Genomic DNA, 18629 nt, shown 5'->3' on the forward strand with positions numbered 1-18629 from the left:
GGCCCCAATCTCTGACAGAGAATGGTTAACCACCGATCAACCATGACGCCGCACCCGCCAGGAATTGCACGCTTCAGGCGAGATCCTCAATTCGGCCGGCCGTGACGGCGAGCCGCTGCGACCCCGCGGGCAGATCGGTAAACAGCGTCGGGTCGGCGCCCGTCATCCAGACCTGGCAGCCGAGCGCCGTCAGGCCCTCATAGAGCGCCGCCCGGCGGCGCGGATCGAGATGGGCGGCGATCTCGTCGAGCAGCACGAGGGGTTTGAGACCGCTCATCGCCGCGACCAGGCGCGCATGGGCCAGGACGAGGCCGATCAGCAGTGCCTTCTGCTCGCCCGTCGAGCCCTGGCCGGCGGGAATGTTCTTGGGGCCATGGCGGACCTCGAGATCGGAGGCCTGCGGGCCGGCGAGCGTGCGCCCGGCGGCGCGGTCTCTGGCCCGGCCCTGGCGCAGCAGGTCGCGATAGCCATCCTCCGCGTCGAGCGCGGCATGGCGCGCAACGAGCAGGTCGATCTCGCCCGAGAGCGCGATCCCGGCATGGGGGAAGGGCGAGGCCTCGTCGCGGGTCTCGGCGATGATGGCGGAAAGCCTCGCCACCGTCTCGGCGCGGGCGGCGGCCACCGCGACGCCGAGCTCGGCGATCTCGCGCTCGACGGCGTCGAGCCATTGCGTCTGGTGCGGGCTCTCCTCAAGGATGCGGTTGCGCGAGCGCAGCGCGCGTTCGAGCGCGTTGGAGCGGGTGGCATGGGCGGGATCGACCGCCAGCACCAGCCGGTCGAGGAAGCGGCGCCGGTCGCCGGCCGCCCCGCGGAACAGCCCGTCGAAATCGGGCGTCAGCCAAACGACGCGCAGATGCTCGCTGAAGGCGAGTGCCGAACTGGCGGCTGCGCCGTCGATGCGGGCGAGTCGTGTGCGCTTGCCCTCCGTGTCGGCCGGGCCCAGCCCGACCCCGAGCCGGCTGCCGTCTTCCGCCAGGGCGACCGAGACGGCGAAGGCGCCGTCGCCCTCCTGGCGGGCCATCTCCGCGAGATCGGCCCGGCGCAGGCCGCGGCCCGGCGTGAAGAGCGAGAGCGCCTCGAGAATATTGGTCTTGCCTGCGCCGTTCTCGCCGACGAGCGCAACGATTTGGCCCCCGACCGTGAGATCGAGGGCCTCGTAGGAGCGGAAATCCTGCAGGATCAGGCGCGCGACGGCGGCCACGGCAGGAAAACGCCTAGACGCGCATCGGCATCAGCACATAGAGCGCGGAAGCCCCCTCGCGATCCTGGATGACCGTCGGCGAGCCGGGATCGGCGAGCTTGAGCAGGGCGGTGTCGCCGTCGAGCTGGGCTGCGATGTCCATCAGGTAGCGCGCGTTGAAGCCGATATCGAGCGGGCTCGAATCATAGTCGACCTCGATCTCCTCGGTCGCCGAGCCGGAATCCGGGTTGGTGACCGAGAGGGTCATCCGGCCATCGGCCATGGAAAGCTTCACGGCGCGGCCACGCTCCGACGAGATCGTCGAGACGCGATCGACGGACGCCGCGAAATCGCCCTTGTCGACCGTCAGGCGCTTGTCGTTGCCGCTCGGGATGACGCGCTGATAATCGGGGAATGTGCCGTCGATCAGCTTCGAGGTCAGCACGACATCGGCGGTGGCGACGCGGATCTTGGTGGCGGAGAGCTCGATCGTGACCTCGCTCTCGCCATCCTCCAGAAGCTTCTGGATCTCGGCGACGGCCTTTCGCGGCACGATCACGCCGGGCATGCCGACCGAGCCCTGCGGCGCGGCGGTGTCGACGCGGGCGAGGCGGTGGCCGTCGGTCGCCACCGCGCGCAGCATCGGGCGGCCGTCGACATCGATGGTGTGGAGATAGATGCCGTTGAGATAGTAGCGCGTCTCCTCGGTCGAGATCGCGAACTGGGTCTTGTCGATCAGGCGCTTGAACTCGCCGGCCGGCAGCCTGAAGCTGTGGGCCATCTCGCCAGCCGTGATGTCGGGAAAATCGCTCTCGGGCAGCGTCTGGAGCTGGAAGCGCGAGCGGCCCGAGCGCAGCACCAGCCCGGTGTCGCCGGTGGTCTCGAGCGAGACCTGGGCCCCGTCGGGGAGCTTGCGGACGATGTCGTAGAGGGTGTGGGCGGGAACCGTGGTGGCGCCCGGCTCGGGCACGTCGGCCGCGACGGTCTCCACCACCTCGATGTCGAGATCGGTCGCCTTCAGCTTCAGCCCGGCCTCGGTCCCGCTCAGCAGCAGGTTCGACAGGATCGGGATCGTGTTCCGGCGCTCCACGACGCGATGCACATGGCCAAGCGACTTCAGCAGGGTGGAGCGTTCGACAGTGACCTTCATTTTCAGTCTTCTGGCGTCTCTGCGCCCGCGGCGAATGCGCGAGCCTCATGAATGGCCCGCGACATTGCCGGAGGCCAGCGCAGGGCGCAAGGGCACCGCGCCGGCAACCACAGCCAAAATGACGCGCTGCGAAAGCCGGTGGCGGGTGCCTTACTCCTGCAGCATGCGCTTGAGGAGATCGACCTCGTCATGCAGCGAGCGATCCTCGGCGATCGCCTTCTCGATCTTGCGGACCGCATGCAGCACCGTGGTGTGATCGCGCCCGCCGAAGCGACGCCCGATCTCCGGCAGGGAGCGCGGCGTCAGCGCCTTGGCCAGATACATCGCGATCTGGCGCGGCTTGACCACGGCGGCCGTGCGGCGCTCGGAGAGGATGTCGGCCCGGCTGACGTTGTAGCGGGTCGCGACCAGCTTCTGGATGTCCTCGATCTTGACGCGGCGCGGCTCGCGGGTGCGCACCAGATCGCGGATCGCGGCCTCCGCCGTCTCCAGCGAGACCGGCTGGCCCGACAGCGTCGCATGGGCGAGCAGGCGGTTGGCGGCGCCGTCGAGATCGCGGCCATTGGTGGCGACGACACGCGCGACATAGGCGATCACGTCCGGATGGACCTGGAAGTTCGGATGGGCGGCCTGCAAAGCCTCCAGCCGGTTCCCGAGGATCTTCGCGCGCAGCCCCTCGTCGAGATCGCCGACCTCGACCACGAGGCCGCCGCCGAGCCGCGAGCGGATGCGCTCGTCCAGCGCCTCCAGATCATTGGCCATGCGGTCGCCGGCGACGACGATCTGCTTGCCGGCATCGATCAGCGCGTTGATCGTGTGGCCGAACTCCTGCTGGATCGACTTGCCCTGAATGAACTGGACGTCGTCGACGACGAGCAGGTCGATGCCGCGCAGCTTCTCCTTGAAGGCGAGCGCGGTCTGCGACTTCAGCGCCGCGACGAAGCCGTACATGAAGCGGTCGGCGGTGAAATAGGCGACGCGCTTGCCCTGGCTGCGCGCCTCCTGGGCGATCGCCTGCAGGAGATGCGTCTTGCCCAGCCCGACCCCGGCATGGATGTAGAGCGGGTTGTAAGGGCTGCTGCCGGCCGGGGCCGCCGCGATGCGCTCGGCGGCGGCGAAGGCGAGCTGGTTGGACTTGCCGACGATGAACGCCTGGAAGCTCATGCGCCGGTCGAGGCTGGTGCCGCAGGCATCGACGAGGTCACGATCGCCGAGCTCGGCCGGGGCCGCACCGGCCTGAGCCGGCTTGGGCTCAGCGGCGGGCGCCGGCGCCGGCTGGCGACCGCGCAGCGGCACGATTTCGGCTGGAGGCTGCGTCAGGTCGCGGGAGACCGGGCGCACCGACAGCATGATGCCGTTGAGGCCCGGCAGCTCGGCCATGCAGTTGACCCGCAGCCGCTCGGCGTAGTGCGCCTCCAGCCAGCTCTTCAGGAAGCGGGTCGGGACGGTGAGATAGGCCACGCCGTCGACGATGCTGCCGAGTTCGACGCGCGCGAACCAGCTCGAGAACACATCCTCGCCAAGTTCGGCCCGCAGGCGCCGCCGGGCGCGGTCCCAGGCCTCGGCCGCAGTTGCCTGCACCGTCACCATCTCCCGCTCCGCCGGAACCACCACACTCAACGCAGACACAACCTCCACCGTTTCGTCCATCCGCCGCCGCTCGAACATCGTCTGCCCCATTTCTTCAGTCATGCCCGCGCCTGATCCGTCCGCCGCGAGGCGGACCGGACCGGAGCTGTTCTTTCCGGTCATGGCTCAGGGTTCCCGCAAACGTGACCGTCCGCGGGCTTCCCCCGTTCCAATCTGATCGATTACGCTTTCAAGGCTCGTCGCAGGACGAAACCGCACTTCATCTCAATCTCAGAAGACAAAGAGCCGCATCCTCCAACCTCCGGGTCGCGAGCCAAAGAGCGTTCATCTTGTGGAAACACCGGGTGGCCATCGCTGTCCGTCCGGCGTTGAAAAAGACCTTACAGGGCGCTCTCGAAGGGGGGCAATACGCCGTTTTCGGGATGCCTCAGAGTCACCCCCCGAAGGGCCCCCGATGACGGACCGGCAGCCGGCTCGCAATTGGTTGGGGAACTTAAGATTTTCTTCATGAAGCCCACCCGCCCGGGGGCCCGAATCTTTTTTTTCGGCGCCCGTGGCGAGGTGCCCCGGAGTCGGCGGGATTCCCGGAGGTCCGATGCTTTGCCCGCTAACATCCTGAAAATTCAGGGCTTTCCCTGCGCGGTCAAAGGAGGTGGTCAGGCCGATTTCGCGCCCTCAAAGGGCAGATGGAGTCAAGCCCGTAAACTGTCGGAAACGTTGCGGAATCGCGCTTGCAGAAGGGCGCTCTCGACGATCTTTCCGCTGTTGCGGGGATGCAACAAGACGGCCTGAACGCATGAAAAAAGCCCGGCGCGCGGCCGGGCTTTTCAGGGTCGTCGAACAGGGGCCGAAGGGCCGCGCTCAGGATGCGATGGCGCCGATCCGGTGAGCCAGGCGAGAGACCTTCCGCGAGGCGGTGTTCTTGTGGACGATGCCCTTCTGGGCGGCCCGCATGATCTCCGGCTGAGCGGCCTTGAGAGCCTCGGCGGCGGCGCTCTTGTCGCCGGAGGCGATCGCCTCCTCAACCTTGCGCAGGAAGGTGCGCATCCGCGAGCGGCGCGCCTTGTTGACCTCGGTGCGGCGCTCGATCTTGCGCGTCGCCTTCTTGGCCGACGTCGTATTGGCCATCGGATACGTCCTCGTCTTCTGCATCGCGATCGGGCGCCTGGCGTGATGCCGGCGGAACACGATCGCTACCGTGATGGAAATCCGCGAGCGATGGCCGGTGCTTGCGCGGGCCGTCGCGAGTGGGTGGCGTATAATCGCAAGCTCGCGCGGCGTCAACGCGCAATTGCTGTGGAGCCGGCGATTTCAGTTGGCGGGCGCGAGGAAGCGCGCATAGCTGCCCAGATCGACATTCCCGCCGCTGATGATGACACCGACGCGCTGGCCCGCGACCGGCACGGCGCCGGTGAAGGCGGCGGCAGCGGCGAGGCAGCCGGTGGGCTCGACGACGAGCTTCATCCGCTCGGCGAAGAAGCGCATCGCATCGACCAGCGCCTCGTCGCTGACGGTGACGATGTCCTCGACCAGGGCCTGGATGATCGGGAAGGTATAGTCGCCCAGGAAGGGCGTCTGGGCGCCGTCGGCGATGGTCTTGGGCACGTCGATGCGCACGATCGTGCCCGAACGCAGCGATTGCTGCCCGTCATTGCCGGCTTCGGGCTCGACGCCGAAGACCCGGCAGGTGGGATTGAGCGCCTTGGCCGCGAGCGCGCAGCCGGCGAGCAAGCCGCCGCCGCCGAGGCAGACCAGCAGCATGTCGAGCGGGCCCGCATCCTCGATCAACTCCTTAGCCGCGGTGCCCTGCCCGGCGATGACGTCGGGATGGTCGTAAGGCGGGATCAGCGAGAGGCCCCGCGCCTGCGCCAGCTCCCGGCCGATGGCGAGGCGGTCCTGGGTGTAGCGGTCATAGGTGACCACCTCGGCGCCATAGCCGCGGGTGGCGGCGACCTTCGCCACGGGCGCATCGAGCGGCATGATGATCGTGGTGGGCACGCCGAGCAGGCGGCCGGCATAGGCGATGGCCTGGGCGTGGTTGCCGGACGAGAAGGCGACGACGCCGGCCTTCTTCTGCTCCGGCGAGAGCGCCGCGATGGCGTTGTAGCCGCCGCGGAATTTGAAGGCGCCCATGCGCTGCAGGTTCTCGGGCTTGAAGACGAGATTGGCCCGCGTGCGCTCATTGGCGGTCCGCGAGGTCAGCGCGGGCGTGTGGTGGGCGACGCCCTTGAGCCGGGCGGCGGCGGCCTCGACATCTGCATATCCCGGCAGGACGAGGCCGTCCGGGCTCTTGATCGTGAAGGTCATGGCGATCTCAGCTGTTCTTGAAGGCGGGTTTGCGCTTTTCGGCGAAGGCGGCCATGCCTTCCTTCTGGTCATGGGTGGCGAAGAGCGAGGAGAAGAGCCGACGCTCGAAGCGTACGCCCTCGGCCAATGTCACCTCGAAGGCGCGATTGACGGTCTCCTTGACCATCAGCGCGGAGGGCAGCGACTTCGCCGCGATGGAATCGGCCGCCTTCATCACCTCCGCCATCAGATCGGCGAGCGGCACGATGCGGGCGACGAGCCCGGCGCGCTCGGCCTCGGCGGCATCCATCATCCGGCCGGTCAGGCAGAGATCCATCGCCTTGGCCTTGCCGACCGCGCGCGTCAGCCGCTGCGTGCCGCCGGCGCCCGGGATGACGCCGAGATTGATCTCCGGCTGGCCGAACTTGGCGTTGTCGGCGGCGATGATGAAGTCGCACATCATGGCGAGCTCGCAGCCGCCGCCCAGCGCGAAGCCCGCGACGGCGGCGATGATCGGCTTGCGGCGCTGGCCGATCCGGTCCCAGTCGGCGAATTTGTCGTCGAGATAGGTCTCAGGGTACGTCCGCTCCTGCATCTCCTTGATGTCGGCGCCGGCGGCGAAGGCCTTCTCCGAGCCGGTCAGGACGATGCAGCCGATGGCGGGGTCGCGCTCGAAGCCGTCGAGTGCCGCGTTGATCTCGGCGATGAGCTGGCCGTTCAGCGCATTCAGCGCCTGGGGGCGGTTGAGCGTGACGAGCCCGACCTTGCCCTTCGTTTCGACGAGAATGGTCTCGTAAGTCATGGCGCTCTCCCGGATCTGCTCTGCGGCAAGCAGGTTTAGCCAGGCGCGCAGGCAGGGTCCATGCGCAGGATCGCACGGCGCCGTCGACGGAACGCGCCGCTCCGGCAGAGCGGGCGGCCTCGCCTAGCGGCGCGGCAGCCCGGGCGGCGGGGCGGGATTGGCCCAGCCCAGTGCGACCATGCGGCCGATCAGGCCGGGCGGGGCCCGGCGCGGGTCGCCGATGGTCCGAAGCGTCGCCTTGAGCTTCGCGATGCCCTGATCCATGCCGGTCGCGAGACGCTGGCCTGCGTTCTTGGGCAGGCGGTTGGTCGCGGCGAAGAGGATCTTTCGGTTGCGCGGCCCCAGCATGGTTTCGATGTCGGCGGCGACCTCCTCACAGAAGCGCTGCCGCCAACCGCGCTGGTCGTCCTTGAGACGGTATCCCGACCATCCGCGGTCGGGCTGACCGGCTTTGTCGAGGGAACGGAATTCGGCCGCACCGGCATAGGCGTCCATGCCGACGGGCCGCATGACGTTGTTCTGCAGACACAACCCCACATTGCCGGGATTGGTCAGGCGGAGCAGCCCCGGGTTGACCACCGGTTGATTGCTGAAGTCGAAGCGATCATCATTGCCGTTGAAGGCATCGATGGCGAGGATCGCGCCGAGCTTTTCGAGCCCGCCCGGCGCCGTCAGCGCCGCCGCGATCGCACGGACGCCGCTCTTGCTGGCTTTTTCACGCGCCTCGGCGGCCGCGTCTTCCAGATTGATCAGGCCTTCGAAGAAGCTCGTCTTGACCCAGCTCACCCCGCCCGCAGCCTGCAGATCCCTCTCGAGTTCGTCGAGAGCGGTGTATTTCTTCCCGTCAAAGGGATCGGCGTCGCCCTTCTCGCCTGCGATGAAGCGGGCGATCTCCCTGAGTTCGATCGGCGTCAGGGGCCGCGTCGCCATCGTCCGGTCGACAGCCCGCATGTTGCGCAGCGCATGGACCATGTTGCGCGGATCATTGGGTCGGGGGGTGTTGTCACGCTTGACCACGATCTTCTCGATCGCGCCGACCAGGAGATAGACCGGGCGGTGCGTATCGAGTTTCTTCACGGCAAAGATGTCTTCGGCCACGATCTGGCCATTGACTTTCAAGCTCATTGTCCGCCCCCCTCACCGGCGATATCTGTGTCGCGGTTCAGGAAGTAAACTATACAGAACCCACCAGCGATGTCTCGCAGGGAACAGCCGGTTCATCCGGCCGCGATGGTCACGCATCTGTATTGTATCAGCCGATGAAATAACGCTTCCGGAAGCGCATTCCCCTGCGGCGTTAGAGACGAGAACCGAACCTCCCACTGCGTCATCCGGTCGGCACAGGGGCGCATGGATCCGGCAGGGGGCCGCGCGCGTAGTGTCGGGACAGCCACCGATCCCGCCGGAGGATTCCCTGATGCGCGCGCCGATCTTCGCCCTCCTCGCCGGGCTCCTGCTTGCCGGCTGTGCTTCAGCGGGTCTCCAGAGCGGCGGCGCGCCGCAGCCCGCCAAGCCGGTCGCGGTCGAGCGGCTCTATACGGGGCTCTGGCATGAATTCGCGCGACGGCCGATGGCTCTGACCGATGGCTGCGTTTTCGCGACGACCGCCTACAGGCGCGACGCGCAGGGACGGATCGACGTGCTCGATTCCTGCCGGATGGGAACGCTCGCGGGAGAGCTCAAAACGATCGGCGGGCCGGGCGAGATCCTCAACCCCGGTACGGATGCGAAGCTGCGCGTGACCTACACGCTCTTCGGCGTCGTGCCGATCGTGCGCGACTACTGGATCCTCGACCGCGCCAACGACTACAGCTGGTTCATCTCGGCCGATCCGACCTTCACCGATCTCTATATCTTCGTGCGTGATCCGAAGATGAGCCCGGCGCTGCGCCGCCAGCTGGTCCAGCGTGCCGCCGCGCTCGGCTATGACGTGTCGAAGCTGGAATATCCGGAGTTGCCCCGGCGCTGAGACAGCCCGGCGCCTCAGCGTCGCGGCGCGCGCGGCTGGCAGCTCTCGCAATAGAAGGTCGAGCGGCCGGACTGGACGAGGCGCTTGACGAGGCTGCCGCAGCCCGGCGCCACGCAGGGCTGCCCCTGGCGGTCATAGACCCTGAAGCGATGCTGGAAATAGCCGAGCGAGCCGTCGGCATGGGCGAAGTCGCGCAAGGTCGAGCCGCCCGACCGGATCGCCTCCTCCAGCACCTCGCGGATGATCTGCGCCAGCGCATGCGCCGCGGGGCGCGGCCGGCCGGTCGCTGTGGCGATCGAACCGGCTTCAGCCTCGGGATGGAGGCCCGCGCGGAACAGTGCTTCGCAGACATAAATGTTGCCCAGGCCCGCCACGAGGCGCTGGTCGAGCAGCGCCGCCTTCAGCGGCGCGAATTTGCCCGCGAAAAGCCGCGCCAGCGTCTCGCCGGAGAGTTCGTTGCCGAGCGGCTCGATGCCCATGCCGGCGAAGTGTCTGCAGGTCTCCAGCTCACTGCGGGGCAGAATGTCCATGAAGCCGAAGCGGCGGACGTCGTTATAGGTGATGCGGGCGCCGGACCCCATGTGGAAGACGACATGGTCGTGGATCAGATGCCGGCCGATCTCGTTGTAATAGGCGCCCGGCTCCACGGGTGGGGTGCCCGGCGCCTCGACGACGAAGCGCCCGCTCATGCCCAGATGCATGATCAGCGCCTGCCCGTCGTCGAGATCGGCGATCAGATATTTCGCTCGCCGCGACAGTGCCTCGACGCGCCGGCCGGTGAGGCGGGCGGCAAAGTGGTCGGGCAACGGAAAGCGCAGATCCGGCCGGTTCTGCTCGACCCGCAGCAGCGTCTCGCCCAGCATGGCCGGCTCCAGCCCGCGCCGGACAGTCTCAACCTCGGGAAGCTCGGGCATCTCACACTTTCTCCGGTCGGCCTGCGTCGAGAGGGGCCGCGACAAGGCCCGCTGGTTTGGCTATGCATCGCCCCAGGCAAAGACAAGACAGATTGCACAGGATCGGACCGATCGTGACAGCAGCTTCCGACACCACCCATTTCGGTTTCGAGACCGTGCCGCTGGCCGAGAAGCAGGCCAAGGTCGACGATGTCTTCCACAAGGTCGCCGGCCGCTACGATCTGATGAACGACCTGATGTCGGCGGGGCTGCACCGGGCCTGGAAGAGCGCGCTGCTGACCGCCATCAACCCGCCGAAGGACCGGCCCTTCCGCCATCTCGACGTGGCCGGCGGGACCGGCGACGTCGCCTTCTCGGTGCTGGAGGCCGGCGGACCGCAGACGCAGGTCACGGTGCTCGACATCAACGCGGAGATGCTGAGCGTCGGGCGCGACCGGGCGGCCAAGCGCTTCCCCGACGACGACCGCATCGGCTTCGTGCAGGGCAATGCCGAGGAACTCGGCCTGCCCGACAGCCATTTCGACGCCTATACGATCGCCTTCGGCATCCGCAACGTGCCGCGCATCGACAAGGCTCTGGCCGAGGCCTACCGGGTGCTCAAGCGGGGCGGGCGGTTCCTGTGCCTCGAATTCAGCCATGTCGACGTGCCCCTGCTCGACAAGGTCTACGAGGCGTATTCCTTCAACGTGATCCCGCCGATGGGGCGGATGGTCACCGGCGAGGCCGAGCCCTACCAGTATCTCGTCGAGTCAATCCGCAAGTTCCCGCGCCCCCAGGCCTTCGCCGGCATGATCGAGGCCGCCGGCTTCCGCCGCGCGAAGTTCACGCCGATGACCGGCGGCGTCGTGGCGCTGCATTCGGGCTGGAAGCTGTGAGGGAGCGTTGGGCGTCATGCTCGGGCTCAACCCGAGCATCTCTCGACGCGAGCCTCTTTCGGCAGGAGATGGTCGGGTCGAGCCCGACCATGACGGCTGAGCCATGATCTCCTCGCTCTTTCATCTCGCGCGCACCGCCCGCGTCGGCTTCGTGCTGGCGCGCGAGGGGGCGCTCGCCCTGGTCGATCCGTCGGTGCTGCCGCCACTGGCGCGCGGGCTGATCCGGGTCGGGCGGCTGATCGAGCGGCGCGAGGCCGGCACCTCGGCGACAAGGCTCGCCGCGGCCCTGACCCGGCTCGGTCCGTCCTATGTGAAGTTCGGGCAGTTCCTGGCGACGCGGCCGGACGTGGTCGGCATGAAGATCGCCTCCGACCTCTCGGCGCTGCAGGACCGAATGCCGCCCTTCCCGATGGCGCAGGCCCGCGCCATCATCGAGGCCGCCCATGGCCGGCCGGTGGAACAGGTCTTCGCCGCCTTCGGCGAGCCGGTGGCGGCAGCCTCGATCGCGCAGGTCCACCGCGCCCGGCTGAACGATGGCCGCGAGGTCGCCGTGAAGGTGCTGCGGCCGGGCATCCGCGACCGTTTCCAGCGCGATCTGGGCGCGATGCGCTTCGGCGCGGAGCTGGCCGAGCGGCGCTCCGCCGAGGCGCGGCGCCTGCGCTTCACCGGCGTGGTCGAGACACTGGCGCGCTCGGTGACGATGGAGATGGATCTGCGGCTCGAGGCCGCCGCGCTGTCGGAGTTCGCCGAGAACACCAAGGACGACGCCGATTTCCGCGTGCCCCAGCCCGATTGGCAGCTGACCGCCCGCGAGATGCTGGTCGACGAGTGGATCGACGGGATCCGGCTGTCGGATGTCGAGGGCCTGCGCAAGGCCGGGCACGATCTGCCCACGCTGGGGCGGATCGTGATCCAGTCCTTCCTGAAGCATGCGATCCGCGACGGCTTCTTCCATGCCGACATGCATCCCGGAAACCTGTTCGTCGATGCGCAGGGCCGGCTTGTTGCGGTCGATGGCGGCATCATGGGCCGGCTGGGCTTAAAGGAGCGGCGCTTCCTCGCCGAGATCCTGCTCGGCTTCATCACCCGCGACTATCGCCGCGTCGCCGAGGTGCATTTCGAGGCCGGCTATGTGCCGGTTCATCACGACGTCGCCGATTTCGCCCAGGCGATCCGCGCCGTGGGCGAGCCGATCCACGACAAGAGCGCCGACCAGATCTCGATGGCGAAGGTGCTGACGCTGCTCTTCGAGATCACCGGCATGTTCGACATGGCAACGCGCACCGAGCTCGTCATGCTGCAGAAGACCATGGTGGTGGTCGAGGGCGTGGCCCGCACGCTCGATCCGCATTTGGACATGTGGAGCACGGCCGAGCCGGTGGTGCGCGACTGGATCACGCAGAATCTCGGCCCGCTCGGCCGGGTTCAGGAGGCCGGGCGTGGGGCCGGATCACTGCTGGGAAGCCTGTCGCGCCTGCCGGAGACAGTGACACGCGCCGAGCGCGTGCTGGGCCAGCTCGAGGACGCCTCGCGCCACGGTTTCACACTCGACGAGCGCAGCGTCGCCGCGATCGGCCGTGCCGAGGCGCAGCGCAACCGCTGGGGCAACTGGGCGCTGTGGGTGATCGCAGGCCTGCTCGCCTGGGCGGTGCTGGGGTAGCCTTGTCATTCCGGGGCTTCGCGAAGCGAATAGCCCGGAATCCACGACTTGGTGCGGTTCAACCAGCTTCCCGCCACAGATGTTGAAGAATGTCGGCGGCTCGCCCGGTCGTGGGTTCCGGGTTCGCCGCTGTCGCGGGGCCCCGGAATGACAGGCGGCTCAGCCGCAATTCGCCCTGTCCGCCGGCATCTCCGCGGCGATCATCCAGTTCGTGCCGAAGCGGTCGCGCAGCATGCCGAAACGGGGCGCCCAGAAGGTCTCCTCCATCGGCATCTGGATCGTCGCCCCCTCGGAGAGGGCGGCGAAGATGCGCTCGGCTTCCGCCACCTCCGGCACGCTCACCGACACCGAGACGCTGCGCATCGGCCCGTCGCTGCGATCGGGTGGGGCGTCGGAGGCCATCAGCATCTGGCCGTCGAGCTCCAGACAGGCATGCAGGATCTTGTCGAGCCATTCGGGCGGGACATGTTCCTCCACCGGCGTGCCGCGATGGTCCATCATCGCCTCGATTCTGCCGCCGAGGATCGTCTCGTAGGCGGTGAAGGCCTCGCGGCAATTGCCGTCGAACATCAGATAGGGGGACAGTTTCATGGGTTCCTCCGTCGATTGGCGGCGAGACGTCAGGCCACGCGGCGGTAATGGCCGGTCATGAACTCGGTCCAGCCGCCGCTGCCGTCGGGCATGAAGGATGCGAGGATGCGGTGGTCTGGCGAGACAAGCGTGATCACGTCGCGATAGGGAATGATGGCGCCGTCGCCCATCATGTTCGGGCCGGAGGATTCGAGCGTCAGCACATTGGCGGCCTCGTCGAGCGTGCCCTCATAGAGCCAGTGATGGGTCATCATCGAGCCGATGAAGCTGCCGACGAAGCGGCCCTTGGCGGGGTCGAAGCCCAGCGTCATCAGCGTCTTGCCGGTCGTGCCGTCGGGCACATCGCCCTCGCCTTCGCCGAGCGTCCAGAGCCCGCCGAGCGAACGAACGGTCTCGCGGCCCTTCGATTTCTGCCGCGGCTGGTCCGGCCCCATGGCGCAGTCCATTTCCGAGGTCCATTCGCCGACGAGCTGGTGCAGCCAGTCGTGCTCCTTCTGCGGTTTCGCGAACATGGGGGTCTCCTCCTGATGGCCTCGGTCTCGGGCCGCGCTTAAGTTAACTCATTGGTTTAGTAATTGGCGACACTGGTCGAGTCAAGACGCAGGCCCTGTCAGCCTCCGGCAGTTGTCACGCGCGCAAGGCCGGGGCTAAAGCTCGTGCGAACGAAAGGACGCCCCCGCCCATGACGTTCGAGACCGCCGCCCATCCCGCCGCCGCGATCGACCGGCTCGAAAGGCTCTATGGCGAGGCCCGGGCGGCGCTGCGCCGCGATCTGCAGCGCTTCTTCGAGACCGGGCAGGCGCCGACGCCCGACGAGCGCGCGCGTTACCGCTATCCGCTGCTGCGCGTGACCTATGAGCCGTCGAAGCTGCCGGCGGCGACCCGGCGCGGCTATGCCAAATTCGCGGCACCCGGCGTCTATTCGACCACGATCACGCAGCCTGCCGAGTTCCGCGGCTATCTGCTCGATCAGCTGGAGCCGCTGGTCGAGGAGTATGACGCGACGATCGAGACCGGCGTCAGCGACCAGGAAATTCCCTACCCTTACGCGCTCGACGGCGGCGACGAGCTCGGCCGCGGCAAGATCACGGCGGCCGAACTCGCCCGGCATTTCCCGACGCCGCTGCTCTCGCTGGTCGGCGACGAGATCGCCGACGGCACCTTCGACATCGTCGAGGGGCAGCCGCGGCCGCTCTCGCTGTTCGACGCCGTGCGGGTGGATTACTCGCTGCGCCGGCTGGTGCATTATACGGGCACGGACTGGCGGGCGGTGCAGCCCTGGGTGCTGCTGACCAACTACCACCGCTATGTCGACCAGTTCGTCCGGCTGGGGCTGGCCGAGATCGAGGCCGGCACGGCGCAGGCGCTGGTGACGCCGGGCGGCGTCCGCATCGAGCGCGACGGGATCGACGTCAGCGCGGCCGAGCGGGTGATGTCGGCGCCCTGGCACCGCTTCCAGATGCCGGCCTATCACCTGATCCGTGAGAACGGGCAGGGCGTGACGCTGGTAAATATCGGCGTCGGCCCCTCCAACGCCAAGAACATCACCGACCATCTGGCCGTGCTGCGCCCGCATTGCTGGCTGATGGTCGGCCATTGCGGGGGCCTGCGCCAGACGCAGATCATCGGCGACTACGTCCTCGCCCATGCCTATCTGCGCCAGGACGGCATCCTCGACGAGCTGGTGCCGCCCGACGTGCCGGTCCCGGCCCTCGCCGAGGTCCAGGTCGCGCTGCAGGAGGCCGCGGCCGAGGTCACCGGCGAGAAGGGCGACCAGCTCAAGAACCGGCTGCGCACCGGCACCGTGGTGACGCAGGACGACCGCAACTGGGAGCTGCGCTGGACCAAGGAGCGTCGCCGGATCAACCTGTCGCGCGCCATCGCGGTCGACATGGAATCGGGCACGATCGCGGCGCAGGGCTACCGCTTGCGCGTGCCCTATGGCACGCTGCTCTGCGTCTCCGACAAGCCGCTGCATGGCGAGATCAAGCTGCCGGGCGCCGCCAACGCCTTCTATGAGCGCGCCGTCAGCGAGCATCTGCGGATCGGGTTGGCGGCGCTGGAGCGGCTCAAGCAGGCCGGCTCGACGATCCATTCGCGCAAGCTGCGCAGCTTCGACGAGCCGCCGTTCCGGTAGAGCCCTCGCGATTTCCGGACATCACGACGTCATCCCGGGCTTGCCCCGGCATCCATCGGAGGGCTCCGGATCTCTAGGATGGATCCCGGAGCGGCGCTGCTGCGCAGCTTGTCCGGGATGACGGCGTGGTTCCGAGAAAACCTAGACCGTGATGCGGTCGATCTCGGCGAGTTCGTCGGCTGTCAGCGCCCAGTCGGCCGCCTTCACATTGGCGGCGATCTGCTCGGGCCTGGTCGCACCGGCGATGACGCTGGAGACGACCGGCTGGGCCGCGAGCCAGGAGAAGGCGAGTTCGACCAACGTCCTGCCGCGCGCCTCGCAGAAATCAGTCAGCGCCTCGATCTTCGCCCAGTTGGCGTCGCTAAAGATCTGGCCGGCGCGCTCGGGCAGCTTGGTCAGGCGCGCGCCGTCGGGCATCGGGGCGTTGCGCTTGTACTTGCCCGTGAGGGCGCCGTTGGCGAGCGGGAAATAGGGCAGCAGACCCATGCGGTAATGGGTGAGCGCCGGGATCAGGTCCTTCTCGGCGCCGCGCTTCAGCAGGCTGTACTCGTCCTGCGCAGAGGCGAAGCCGGGCAGGCGCAGATCGCGCGCGGTCCATTGCGCATCCGCAACCTGCCAGGCCGGCATGTTGGAGCAGCCGGTGTAGCGGACCTTTCCTTCAGTCACGAGGTCCTCGAGCGCGCGCAGCGTCTCGTCGATCGGGGTCAGCGGATCGGGGGTGTGGAACTGGTAGAGGTCGATCCAGTCCGTCTTCAGCCGCGTCAGCGATTCCTCGACGGCGCTGAAGATGTAGCGGCGCGAGCCGCCCTGCCCGCCATGGAACATCTTCATGCCGAATTTCGAGGCCAGCACGATGTCCTTGCGGCGCGCGCCCAGCACCTCGCCCAGCACGCGCTCCGAGCCCGCCTTCTCGCCATAGATGTCGGCCGTGTCGAACAGGGTGATGCCGTGCTCGATCGCGGCATCGACCACCTTGCGCGCGGCCTCGTCGTCGATGCGGCCGCCGAAATTGTTGCAGCCGAGGCCGACGAGGGAGACGCGCAGGCCGGAACGGCCGAGATTGCGGAACTGCATGGGGCTCTCCTGATCGGGGACAGCCCAGAGGACCAGAGCCGGCCGGCCTGAACAAGCGCGCCTGCAGCCTGCACCGCTGCGCGGGACGCAAGGCGGGCGGCTCAGTGGGACATCAGGCAGCAGACCGGGGTGGCCTGGATGAGTTCCTGGGTGACGCCCCCGAAAATCCATTCGCGCAGGCGGCTATGGCCATAGGCCCCCGCGACGATCAGATCCGCGCCCTGATGCCGGACCAGATCCGTAATCTCCCCGACGATCGAGCCCCCGCCCTTCGGCCGCAGCACCGGGCGGGCGGCGATGCCGTACTGGGCAAGATAGCTGCAGACATCCTGGGCTGCGTCGTCATCGGGATCGGCACCGACGGAGAGCACGGAGACCATCTCGGCCCGGACCAGGAAGGGCAGCGCATCCTGCAGGGCACGGCGCGATTCACGCGTGTCCTTCCAGGCGACCACCACGCTGCGCGCCGCGAGGGCTTCGATGCCGGGCGGCACCACCAGGATCGGCCGCCCCAACTCCATGACGATGTCGCCGGGCGCGATGCCCATCCGCCCCAGCGCCGGATCTCCCGGTCCCTGGCGCGCGAGGACGACCAGATCAGCCGCGCGCGACTGGGTCAGCAGGAACTGGCGGCTCTGCTCGATCGCGCTGCGCCATTCGAGCGCGACGCCATCGGCCGCGCCGCGGAAGAGCGCTTCCGCCTTCGCCAGATCCTCGAGCAGGACCGTGCGACCGTTCTCGACCACCACGGCATCGACCATGCCCGCGCTGTCCCCGTAATAGGGCAGCTCGATCTGGTCGGCCCCCAGACCGATCAGGCGGCAGGAGAGAGCCTTCGCCAGCCTGGCCGCGAAGTGGATCGTGTGTTGGCATCCCTCCCCGAGTTGCACCGGCACGAGCAGCGTCCCGATGCCCAGGGGCTGGGCCGTTATCAGAGGGGTCGACATGGCTTTTCGGTCTCCGTCGCGACGACTTCAGGACGCGTCGGCGGCGGCGGACGCCCCGACCGGCCGGATGGTGACGACCCTGTAGGGCAGGAAATCGCCCTCCTGCTCGCGGATCGAGACGTATTCCCCGATCTGGAAGCGGTGCCGGTCCAGCTTGTAGCCGAATTCGTCATCCTCACTGGAGGCATCGTCATAGTCGATGCCCCAGTTCGCGCCGCCTTCGCCGCCGGGCCGGTGCAGGAGCCAGCCATGGCGGTCGGGCTCGCCGGGACGGAAGCGCCGGACGCGGCATTTGTCGCGGGACGCCTGCCATTCCTGCGCGACCAGCCTGCCCTCGGCATCGAGCGGGGCGGTGATCTCGTAGCCGTCGCGGCTGCTGCCTTCGGGCTGCGCCGGGGTGCGCCCCAGATGAAGCGAGATGCGCTGAAGCATGGTGCCGTTCCTCCGTCGATCGCCGACGAGGGCACTGTTCCACCAATCGGAGCGCGAAGGATTGATCCAGCGCAAGGGGTCGGCCGCGCATTCGGGCAAGCTGTCGGCAACAGCAACCCCCTGGAGGACCGCCATGCCCCTCTCGATCAAGAGCGTTCTCGTCGGCTTCACCGAGGACGGACGCGGCAATCACAGCTCGGCCGTCGCCTATGCGATCTCGCTGTCGCAGTCCGCCGACGCCCATCTGACCCTGGAGGCCGCCTCGATGCGCTATGCGGTGCCGGGATCGCTGGTCGGTGCCTTCGGCGCCGAGCTGATCGCCCATGAAAACCGCCGCATCAAGGAGCTGGCCGAGGCCTTCGCCGAACAGTCCAAGGGCCGGGCCGACCTCGCCGGCGTCGTCTGCACCGTCGAGACCCCGTCCCTCGTCTTCGCCAGCCTCTGCGACCGGCTGTTGGCCCATGCCCGCGTGCACGACGTCACGGTGCTCGACATGGAGACCGATCCGGTCCAGCGCGACCGGGGGCTGATCGAGGCGGCCCTGTTCGACAGTGGCCGCCCGGTCCTGATCGTGCCGCCGGGCAGCGAGCGCTACGCCGCCCGGCGCATCGTGATCGCCTGGGACGGCGGCGCTTCGGCGGCGCGGGCCGTCGCGGACGCCCTGCCCTTCCTCAAGGAGGCGGAGGAGGTCGAGATCGTGACCGTCACCGGCGAGAAGGATCTCGCCGGCCTGTTGCCCGGCACCGACCTCGCCCCGCATCTGGCACGGCACGGGATCAAGGTGGGCGTGCGCAACATCGCGCTGGGCGAAGCCGACGTCGCCACCGAGATTCGCCAGGCGGCCGCCGGCTTCGCGGCCGATCTGATCGTCTGCGGCGCCTACAAGCACTCGCGCCTGCGCGAATGGCTGCTCGGCGGCGTGACGCAATCGCTGCTGCACGAATGCACGCTGCCGATCCTGATGAGCCACTGAGCGGCGGCTCCCGCCGAAACGACGAAGGGCGGGCCTTCCGGCCCGCCCT

Annotated in this window: 18 protein-coding genes; 5 read left to right on the forward strand and 13 right to left on the reverse strand. The window is 68.2% G+C overall.

The genetic code is table 11. The features are described from left to right. Nucleotides 1-73: 73 nt before the first annotated feature. From recF to SJY11_RS02845, 7 genes are all read right to left on the reverse strand, one after another. Nucleotides 74-1201 carry a DNA replication/repair protein RecF gene (gene recF, locus SJY11_RS02815; RefSeq protein WP_376984938.1) on the reverse strand — a complete coding sequence of 376 codons (1128 nt, stop codon included), beginning with the start codon at nucleotides 1199-1201 and terminating at the stop codon, nucleotides 74-76. Between the two features lie 13 nt (nucleotides 1202-1214). Further along, entirely contained in the window at nucleotides 1215-2330 is a 1116-nt protein-coding gene (gene dnaN / locus SJY11_RS02820; RefSeq protein WP_376984939.1) for a DNA polymerase III subunit beta, read from the reverse strand. A gap of 150 nt (nucleotides 2331-2480) precedes the next feature. Further along, nucleotides 2481-3920: a chromosomal replication initiator protein DnaA gene (gene dnaA / locus SJY11_RS02825; RefSeq protein WP_376989237.1), complete on the reverse strand. Its 1440-nt coding sequence runs from the start codon at nucleotides 3918-3920 to the stop codon at nucleotides 2481-2483. 861 nt (nucleotides 3921-4781) lie between these two features. Next, a complete protein-coding gene (rpsT, locus tag SJY11_RS02830; RefSeq protein WP_192643545.1) occupies nucleotides 4782-5048 on the reverse strand; it encodes a 30S ribosomal protein S20 in 267 nt (88 codons plus the stop codon). Nucleotides 5049-5231: 183 nt separating this feature from the next. Continuing rightward, nucleotides 5232-6227: a threo-3-hydroxy-L-aspartate ammonia-lyase gene (locus SJY11_RS02835; RefSeq protein WP_376984941.1), complete on the reverse strand. Its 996-nt coding sequence runs from the start codon at nucleotides 6225-6227 to the stop codon at nucleotides 5232-5234. 7 nt (nucleotides 6228-6234) lie between these two features. Then, the gene (locus SJY11_RS02840; RefSeq protein WP_376984942.1) at nucleotides 6235-7008 is read right to left on the reverse strand and encodes an enoyl-CoA hydratase; all 774 of its coding nucleotides are present in this window, start codon (nucleotides 7006-7008) and stop codon (nucleotides 6235-6237) included. Between the two features lie 123 nt (nucleotides 7009-7131). Then, nucleotides 7132-8133, reverse strand: coding sequence for a hypothetical protein (locus tag SJY11_RS02845; RefSeq protein ID WP_376984943.1), 1002 nt, complete (start codon nucleotides 8131-8133; stop codon nucleotides 7132-7134). Between the two features lie 292 nt (nucleotides 8134-8425). On the opposite strand from SJY11_RS02845, the gene SJY11_RS02850 reads away from it, so the two are divergent. Further along, on the forward strand, nucleotides 8426-8977 hold the full coding sequence (locus SJY11_RS02850; RefSeq protein WP_376984944.1) for a lipocalin family protein: 552 nt from the start codon (nucleotides 8426-8428) through the stop codon (nucleotides 8975-8977). Between the two features lie 14 nt (nucleotides 8978-8991). On the opposite strand, the gene mutM is transcribed toward SJY11_RS02850, so the two are convergent. Further along, on the reverse strand, nucleotides 8992-9891 hold the full coding sequence (gene mutM / locus SJY11_RS02855; protein WP_376984945.1) for a bifunctional DNA-formamidopyrimidine glycosylase/DNA-(apurinic or apyrimidinic site) lyase: 900 nt from the start codon (nucleotides 9889-9891) through the stop codon (nucleotides 8992-8994). Nucleotides 9892-9953: 62 nt separating this feature from the next. On the opposite strand from mutM, the gene ubiE reads away from it, so the two are divergent. Beyond that, nucleotides 9954-10766 (forward strand): bifunctional demethylmenaquinone methyltransferase/2-methoxy-6-polyprenyl-1,4-benzoquinol methylase UbiE, encoded by an 813-nt coding sequence (gene ubiE / locus SJY11_RS02860; protein WP_376984946.1) that lies wholly within the window; start codon nucleotides 9954-9956, stop codon nucleotides 10764-10766. Between the two features lie 103 nt (nucleotides 10767-10869). Next, nucleotides 10870-12426 (forward strand): 2-polyprenylphenol 6-hydroxylase, encoded by a 1557-nt coding sequence (gene ubiB / locus SJY11_RS02865; protein WP_376984947.1) that lies wholly within the window; start codon nucleotides 10870-10872, stop codon nucleotides 12424-12426. A gap of 159 nt (nucleotides 12427-12585) precedes the next feature. Here the strand turns inward: ubiB and SJY11_RS02870 are convergent, their stop codons facing one another. Beyond that, nucleotides 12586-13017 carry a VOC family protein gene (locus tag SJY11_RS02870; protein ID WP_376984948.1) on the reverse strand — a complete coding sequence of 144 codons (432 nt, stop codon included), beginning with the start codon at nucleotides 13015-13017 and terminating at the stop codon, nucleotides 12586-12588. A 29-nt stretch (nucleotides 13018-13046) separates the two neighbouring features. Beyond that, nucleotides 13047-13529 carry a DUF1579 domain-containing protein gene (locus tag SJY11_RS02875; RefSeq protein WP_376984949.1) on the reverse strand — a complete coding sequence of 161 codons (483 nt, stop codon included), beginning with the start codon at nucleotides 13527-13529 and terminating at the stop codon, nucleotides 13047-13049. Between the two features lie 170 nt (nucleotides 13530-13699). Between SJY11_RS02875 and SJY11_RS02880 the strand changes: the two genes are divergently transcribed. Then, the gene (locus tag SJY11_RS02880) at nucleotides 13700-15154 is read left to right on the forward strand and encodes an AMP nucleosidase (RefSeq protein ID WP_376984950.1); all 1455 of its coding nucleotides are present in this window, start codon (nucleotides 13700-13702) and stop codon (nucleotides 15152-15154) included. Between the two features lie 141 nt (nucleotides 15155-15295). On the opposite strand, the gene SJY11_RS02885 is transcribed toward SJY11_RS02880, so the two are convergent. The 3 genes from SJY11_RS02885 to SJY11_RS02895 all read right to left on the reverse strand — a co-directional run bounded on the left by SJY11_RS02885 (nucleotide 15296) and on the right by SJY11_RS02895 (nucleotide 17607). Continuing rightward, nucleotides 15296-16228, reverse strand: coding sequence for an aldo/keto reductase (locus SJY11_RS02885; protein ID WP_376984951.1), 933 nt, complete (start codon nucleotides 16226-16228; stop codon nucleotides 15296-15298). A 101-nt stretch (nucleotides 16229-16329) separates the two neighbouring features. Beyond that, on the reverse strand, nucleotides 16330-17175 hold the full coding sequence (locus SJY11_RS02890; protein ID WP_376984952.1) for a universal stress protein: 846 nt from the start codon (nucleotides 17173-17175) through the stop codon (nucleotides 16330-16332). Nucleotides 17176-17202: 27 nt separating this feature from the next. Further along, nucleotides 17203-17607, reverse strand: coding sequence for a hypothetical protein (locus SJY11_RS02895; RefSeq protein ID WP_376984953.1), 405 nt, complete (start codon nucleotides 17605-17607; stop codon nucleotides 17203-17205). A 133-nt stretch (nucleotides 17608-17740) separates the two neighbouring features. Between SJY11_RS02895 and SJY11_RS02900 the strand changes: the two genes are divergently transcribed. After that, entirely contained in the window at nucleotides 17741-18580 is an 840-nt protein-coding gene (locus tag SJY11_RS02900) for a universal stress protein (RefSeq protein ID WP_376984954.1), read from the forward strand. Nucleotides 18581-18629 lie beyond the last annotated feature (49 nt).

This window comes from Allobosea sp. R86505 (genome assembly GCF_042466375.1).
In the GTDB taxonomy this organism is placed as follows: domain Bacteria; phylum Pseudomonadota; class Alphaproteobacteria; order Rhizobiales; family Beijerinckiaceae; genus Allobosea.

Coding starts and splice junctions, on each gene's coding strand:
- dnaN (WP_376984939.1), bottom strand. CDS start 2,330: ATGAAGGTCACTGTCGAACGCTCCACCCTGCTGAAGTCGCTTGGCCAT.
- dnaA (WP_376989237.1), bottom strand. CDS start 3,920: ATGGTGACGGTGCAGGCAACTGCGGCCGAGGCCTGGGACCGCGCCCGG.
- rpsT (WP_192643545.1), bottom strand. CDS start 5,048: ATGGCCAATACGACGTCGGCCAAGAAGGCGACGCGCAAGATCGAGCGC.
- SJY11_RS02835 (WP_376984941.1), bottom strand. CDS start 6,227: ATGACCTTCACGATCAAGAGCCCGGACGGCCTCGTCCTGCCGGGATAT.
- SJY11_RS02840 (WP_376984942.1), bottom strand. CDS start 7,008: ATGACTTACGAGACCATTCTCGTCGAAACGAAGGGCAAGGTCGGGCTC.
- SJY11_RS02845 (WP_376984943.1), bottom strand. CDS start 8,133: ATGAGCTTGAAAGTCAATGGCCAGATCGTGGCCGAAGACATCTTTGCC.
- SJY11_RS02850 (WP_376984944.1), top strand. CDS start 8,426: ATGCGCGCGCCGATCTTCGCCCTCCTCGCCGGGCTCCTGCTTGCCGGC.
- mutM (WP_376984945.1), bottom strand. CDS start 9,891: ATGCCCGAGCTTCCCGAGGTTGAGACTGTCCGGCGCGGGCTGGAGCCG.
- ubiE (WP_376984946.1), top strand. CDS start 9,954: ATGCATCGCCCCAGGCAAAGACAAGACAGATTGCACAGGATCGGACCG.
- ubiB (WP_376984947.1), top strand. CDS start 10,870: ATGATCTCCTCGCTCTTTCATCTCGCGCGCACCGCCCGCGTCGGCTTC.
- SJY11_RS02870 (WP_376984948.1), bottom strand. CDS start 13,017: ATGAAACTGTCCCCCTATCTGATGTTCGACGGCAATTGCCGCGAGGCC.
- SJY11_RS02875 (WP_376984949.1), bottom strand. CDS start 13,529: ATGTTCGCGAAACCGCAGAAGGAGCACGACTGGCTGCACCAGCTCGTC.
- SJY11_RS02880 (WP_376984950.1), top strand. CDS start 13,700: ATGACGTTCGAGACCGCCGCCCATCCCGCCGCCGCGATCGACCGGCTC.
- SJY11_RS02885 (WP_376984951.1), bottom strand. CDS start 16,228: ATGCAGTTCCGCAATCTCGGCCGTTCCGGCCTGCGCGTCTCCCTCGTC.
- SJY11_RS02890 (WP_376984952.1), bottom strand. CDS start 17,175: ATGTCGACCCCTCTGATAACGGCCCAGCCCCTGGGCATCGGGACGCTG.
- SJY11_RS02895 (WP_376984953.1), bottom strand. CDS start 17,607: ATGCTTCAGCGCATCTCGCTTCATCTGGGGCGCACCCCGGCGCAGCCC.
- SJY11_RS02900 (WP_376984954.1), top strand. CDS start 17,741: ATGCCCCTCTCGATCAAGAGCGTTCTCGTCGGCTTCACCGAGGACGGA.